Source organism: uncultured Campylobacter sp. (assembly GCF_937949835.1).
Classification (GTDB): domain Bacteria; phylum Campylobacterota; class Campylobacteria; order Campylobacterales; family Campylobacteraceae; genus Campylobacter_B.
The window spans coordinates 1-4,650 of sequence record NZ_CALEDC010000081.1; the positions used below are offsets into that span (position 1 = coordinate 1).

Genomic DNA, 4,650 nt, shown 5'->3' on the forward strand with positions numbered 1-4,650 from the left:
CGCAGCGCGAAACTCATCGCGACGGTGAATCAAATAGACTTTAGAGCAAATTTTAGCTAGATACAGCGACTCCTCTAGCGCCGTGTCACCGCCACCAAGAACGGCAACCTCTTTGCCCTTGTAAAAAAACCCGTCGCAGGTCGCGCAGGTGCTAACGCCGCGACCGAAGAACTCATCCTCGCCCTCGATTCCCGCGCGACGCGGAGTAGAGCCGGTAGCGACGATAACGGCACGCGCGCGACGCGTTTGATCGCCCTCAAGATAGATCGTAAAATTTCCGTCGCCGTCTTTTGAGATGCGTAGCACGCGCACCATCTCGTGCTTCAGCCCGAAGCGGAAGCACTGCTCCTGCCAAGGCGCCATAAAGCTCATCCCATCGGTCACCGCAGCGACGCCCGGGTAGTTTTCCATCTCGGAGCTTGAGGTGATCTGCCCGCCGGGCATCCCCATCTCAAACATCACGACGTCCTTTAAACCGCCTCTTGTAGCATAAAGCCCCGCCGCTAGCCCCGCAGGACCGCCGCCAACAATTGCCAAATCTAACATTTTTTCTCCTTAATTATTTTATTAAGTAAAGCCGCGAGCGTTAAATTTACGAATTTAATTAATAAAACGATGAGTGAGAGGAGAAAGGGCGAAAGCCGCCCTTTTAAAATCTACAGAAGCGAGTTTAGCTTGTCGGCTATGATCTGCTTGGATTGCGCGCCGATGAGCTGAGCTTTTAGCTCGCCGTCTTTGAAAAATAGTATCGTAGGGATCGAGCGAACGCCGAACTGCACCGCAAGATCCTGCGCTTCGTCGGTATTTACTTTGCAAATTTTAGCCTTGCCCTCGTAATCGTTCGCAAGCTCCTCGATGATCGGGGCGATCATACGGCACGGCCCGCACCAAGGCGCCCAAAAATCGACTAATGCGACACCCTCTTTAATAACGTCGAAATTCTCCGAAGTAAGCTCTATATACTTTCCCATAATGTTCTCCTTGTGTTAAAATTCCGCGGATTATAGTTCATTATCTTAAATAAATAATAAAAATTCTAATTTAAAAAGATATGTTGGCGATAAATTTTATCTGCTTTGGATAAACTTCCACGACGTCGATCTGCCACGGCTCGTCCGTATCACAGCTCATCAGATAAAATTCCGCCGCCTTTAAAATTTTAGCCATCTTGGCTCCCGTCACGCGCTCCACGGCGTCGTAATCGCCGCTAGTGGCTTTTACTTCTACGAAGTGTAAAATCCCGCCTTTACACGCGATTATGTCGATCTCGCCGAAGCGGCAGCGGAAATTTCGCTTTAAAATTTCAAACCCTTCACCGCGTAAAAATTCCGCAGCACGGTCCTCGCAAGCAAAGCCGAAAAGATATTCTTTTAAGCTCAACTTAGCTTTCGATCCTGATCATAAAAGGCTTTTGCGTGATGAAATTTTCGCCGCTAATTACGCTTATTGCGCGCTTTATGTCCTTCTCGCAGCACGTATGCGTCGTGAAAAACAGCGTCACTTCCTCGTCCGTTTTGAGCTTAGGCTTTTGCAAAAAGCTGTCGATCGAAAGATCGTTTAAGCTCATAATATTCGTAAGCTTCGCCAGCACGCCCTTCTCATCGCGCACGCGCAGTCTAAAATAATACTTCGTGCGGATCTGCTCGCTCGGCAGAATTTGCATAAAATTTTCGCTCGGCAAAATTTTATATCCGAGCATCGGATTTTTATTATCGCGCGCAATGTCGATGAGATCGCTTATAACCGCACTTGCCGTAGCGCTTCCGCCCGCGCCAGGGCCGTAATACATACTCTCGCCGACGCAGTCTCCGTAGATGCTCACGCCATTCATCACGCCGTCTACTTTTGAGAGCATTTGATCCTTTGAAATGAGCGCAGGATGGACGCGCAGCTCGACTTTGTTGTCGCACGCGCGCTTGGCTACCGCAAGCAGCTTGATTATGAAGTCAAATTCGCGCGCAAAATAGATATCCTCCTGCGTGATCTCCTCGATCCCCTCGATTAGGATGTCTTCGGGATCGCCGTGCACGCCGTATGCGATGCTAGCTAAAATCAAAAGCTTATGCGCCGCATCGAATCCGCCGATGTCAAAGCTAGGATCGGCTTCGGCGTATCCGAGCTCTTGAGCTCGCTTTAGCGCGTCTTCAAATTTCTCGTTTTTTTGCATCATATTCGTAAGGATGAAGTTGCTCGTGCCGTTTACGATGCCGATTATCTTTTCGATACGATTGGCGCTTAGCCCCTCGCGTAGGGTTTTGATGATCGGAATTCCGCCCGCTACGCTCGCTTCAAAACCAAAAGGCGTATCGCCCGCTAGAGCCTGGAGCTTGTAGCGATGATAAGCCAAAAGCGCCTTATTTGCGGTAACGACCGCCTTTTTGCGCTTTAAAATTTCACTTACGATCTCGTAGGGCTTTTCTACCCCGCCCATAAGCTCCACAAAAACGTCGATGTCGTCGCGCTCGATGATACTCCCAGCGTCGCTGCTAAGCGGAATTTGCACGTCCCTTTTTTTACTCGTATCGCGCACGAGCCCGATTACGGGCTCTATGCTAACGCCTGCGCGCGCAAGGATGATGTCTTTGTTTTTGATCAAAATGTTTGCAACTTCGCTACCTACGGTGCCGACGCCTAAAATCGCTACCTTCATCAGATCTCTTTCAAATATTTTTTTATATTTCTAGCGGCCTGGCGGGTCCTGTTTTCGTTTTCGATAAAAGCGATCCGCACGTAATCGTCTCCCACCGCGCCAAAGCCAACGCCCGGGCTTACGGCGACGCACGCCTTGGTAAGAAGCTGCTTGGAAAACTCCATGCTCCTTAGATGGGCCGCCGCTGGCGGTAATTTCGCCCACGCAAACATCGACGCGCTAGGTTTTGCGATCTGCCAGCCCGCATCCGCAAAGGCGTCGATCAAAAAATTTCTACGCTTCTCATAGCTCGCGCGGATCTCCTCTACGCACTCTTGCGGCCCGTCCAGCGCGATCGTGGCGGCTACTTGGATCGGCGTAAACATGCCGTAATCAAACCACGACTTGATCTTTTTAAGCGCGGCTACGAGCTTTTTGTTGCCGCTAACAAAACCTACGCGCCAGCCCGCCATATTGTAGGTTTTAGAAAGAGTGTATGCCTCGACTGCGACGTCTTTTGCGCCCTGAACCTCAAAGATCGACGGCGTTTTGTAACCCTCAAAAGCGATCTCCGCGTAAGCGATGTCGCTGATGATATAAAACCGCTCCTGCCGTGCCATCGCCACGAGCCGCTCGTAGAAGCTCTTTTGCACGACGACGGTGGTGGGGTTGTGCGGGAAATTTACGACGACGTATTTTGGGCGCGGAATGCTCTCGTCGAAGGTTTTTTGCAGATCGATGAAAAATTTATTCTCATTAAAATTTAAATTCTCATCATAGGCAAGCGGGATTTTAACGACGTTGCCGCCCGCGATGATGAAGGCTTGAGTGTGGATCGGATACGCAGGATCTGGCACTACCGCGGCGTCGCCCGGATTTACGATCGCGCTAGTTAGATGCACGAAGCCCTCTTTAGAGCCCATCACGGCGACGATCTCGCTTTCCGGATCTAAGATCACGCCGTATTTGCGCTTATACCAATTCGCGCACGCAAGTCGCAGCTTGTAGATGCCCTGGCTTACGGAGTAGCCGTGCGTCTTGTCCTTTTGCGCGCTTTCGCAAAGCTTGTCGATTATATGCTGCGGCGTCCTGCCGTCGGGATTGCCCATCGAAAAATCGATTATGTCCTCGCCGGCTCTGCGCGCCGCCATTTTTATGGCATTGACCTCGGCAAAAACGTAATTGGGCAAACGCTCGATTTTTGAAAAACGGATTTCGTCAAACATCTCAAACCTCTTATCTTAAAGTAATTTTCAAATCCTATTTGAAATTTAGCGCCTTAAACGTCGCGATCTGCTCGCGCCGCACGGAGGCTAAAATTTCAAGCCCTAGCAGCGATGCGGCGGCGCTTTTGCAACACTTGGGCGGTTTAAACCTTTGCCTCACTAAAATTTTAAAACCGCGGGGGCATTGATCATTTAAATTTATGGTGTTGCGACTACTTGCGGCGACATTTAAATTTTCGACCTGGTCAAAACGATAACGATCAAAGCCTCCGTTTTATACGGCGCTATGGACGATGCCTCTTAAATTTAGCACTCTACTACACGCGCCCGTGCCGTTTGAAATTTTATCCACACCGTTAAATTTTGCCTGCGCCGCTTAAAATTCTATCTAAGGCGGCGCGGTTCAAAACCCTTTAAATTTACGCTCGTGGGTTTATTTTAAGTCGCACTCGCCGCACCGCGCCAAAATTCTATCCTCGGCGGCGGTGAAGCCCTACGAGCGAAGAGCCGTGCACGAGAGCGATAGCTTTACCACTTCTTGCCCTTGTTTAGGCGCAGAAACTCATCGGCTGAAATTCTAGTGATATTGCCATCTTTGACGTGGAATTTTTGAGTGTTTCTTTCGCTGAAAGTTACGTTGCCATCGGCTTTGCCGAGCTCAAACATCCCATGACCGGTAGAGATTAGCAGCTCCTCATTCCCTTGCGAAGCGACGACGTAAGGGGCATTAATGACCATCTCGCGCTTCTTGCCGCTTTTTAGATCGATGATGCCGATCCACATCTTACCGCGCGG

At 50.0% G+C, this 4,650-nt stretch carries 6 protein-coding genes and 1 pseudogene; 1 reads left to right on the forward strand and 6 read right to left on the reverse strand.

All coding sequences use genetic code 11. From position 1 onward, the window contains the following. The 5 genes from Q0256_RS01815 to Q0256_RS01835 form a co-directional block, all read right to left on the reverse strand. Nucleotides 1–546 (reverse strand): FAD-dependent oxidoreductase (locus Q0256_RS01815; protein WP_297959540.1); only part of this gene is annotated, 546 nt, incomplete at its 3' end. A 110-nt stretch (nucleotides 547–656) separates the two neighbouring features. Beyond that, a complete protein-coding gene (gene trxA / locus Q0256_RS01820) occupies nucleotides 657–971 on the reverse strand; it encodes a thioredoxin (RefSeq protein ID WP_297881795.1) in 315 nt (104 codons plus the stop codon). A 70-nt stretch (nucleotides 972–1,041) separates the two neighbouring features. Continuing rightward, complete coding sequence (locus tag Q0256_RS01825; RefSeq protein ID WP_297959542.1) at nucleotides 1,042–1,380, reverse strand: YraN family protein; 339 nt, start codon at nucleotides 1,378–1,380, stop codon at nucleotides 1,042–1,044. Between the two features lies 1 nt (nucleotide 1,381). Beyond that, nucleotides 1,382–2,650 carry a homoserine dehydrogenase gene (locus Q0256_RS01830; protein ID WP_297959544.1) on the reverse strand — a complete coding sequence of 423 codons (1,269 nt, stop codon included), beginning with the start codon at nucleotides 2,648–2,650 and terminating at the stop codon, nucleotides 1,382–1,384. Next, the gene (locus Q0256_RS01835) at nucleotides 2,650–3,855 is read right to left on the reverse strand and encodes an LL-diaminopimelate aminotransferase (protein WP_297959545.1); all 1,206 of its coding nucleotides are present in this window, start codon (nucleotides 3,853–3,855) and stop codon (nucleotides 2,650–2,652) included. The genes Q0256_RS01830 and Q0256_RS01835 overlap by 1 nt, the downstream gene beginning before the upstream one ends. Between Q0256_RS01835 and Q0256_RS01840 the strand changes: the two genes are divergently transcribed. Then, nucleotides 3,831–4,043: a hypothetical protein gene (locus Q0256_RS01840; RefSeq protein ID WP_297959546.1), complete on the forward strand. Its 213-nt coding sequence runs from the start codon at nucleotides 3,831–3,833 to the stop codon at nucleotides 4,041–4,043. The two genes, Q0256_RS01835 and Q0256_RS01840, sit on opposite strands and share 25 nt — an antisense overlap. Nucleotides 4,044–4,383: 340 nt before the next feature. On the opposite strand, the pseudogene Q0256_RS01845 reads toward Q0256_RS01840, so the two are convergent. Continuing rightward, nucleotides 4,384–4,650: pseudogene (locus tag Q0256_RS01845) on the reverse strand (hypothetical protein); the annotation flags it as partial.

Bases quoted from the DNA above. Each gene is read 5' to 3' on its own strand.
- trxA (WP_297881795.1), bottom strand. From the start codon at position 971: ATGGGAAAGTATATAGAGCTTACTTCGGAGAATTTCGACGTTATTAAA.
- Q0256_RS01830 (WP_297959544.1), bottom strand. From the start codon at position 2,650: ATGAAGGTAGCGATTTTAGGCGTCGGCACCGTAGGTAGCGAAGTTGCA.
- Q0256_RS01835 (WP_297959545.1), bottom strand. From the start codon at position 3,855: ATGTTTGACGAAATCCGTTTTTCAAAAATCGAGCGTTTGCCCAATTAC.